This window comes from Bacillus sp. GbtcB10 (assembly GCF_019091365.1).
GTDB classification, from domain to species: Bacteria; Bacillota; Bacilli; order Bacillales; family Bacillaceae; genus Bacillus; species Bacillus altitudinis.
This window is the reverse complement of sequence record NZ_JAGXJP010000417.1, coordinates 1-233: the sequence shown is the minus strand read 5'-3', so window position 1 is coordinate 233 and position 233 is coordinate 1. Positions and strand designations below refer to the sequence as shown.

Here is a 233-nt window from a genome sequence, read left to right as displayed (position 1 = left end):
AAGTATCTTCAAACACAGCATACTCATTATGTTGAAATCCATCTGCAATAAGTAAATCACCATCATCTGCTTGTATGACTAAACATTCATTATCATAAATAAGTTTGCGAACAAACCTTTCCCAAAAGGTACTTGCGGTCATATTCTTATTTGGTCTTACATTTAATCGATAATAAAGCTCATCCTTCTTAAATGCTTTACCATTTCTTACTCTAAATTCAGATTGACTAATT

Annotated in this window: 1 pseudogene; it reads right to left on the bottom strand. The window is 30.9% G+C overall.

The features are described from left to right. Positions 1-233: pseudogene (locus KVT11_RS20695) on the bottom strand (phage portal protein); the annotation flags it as partial.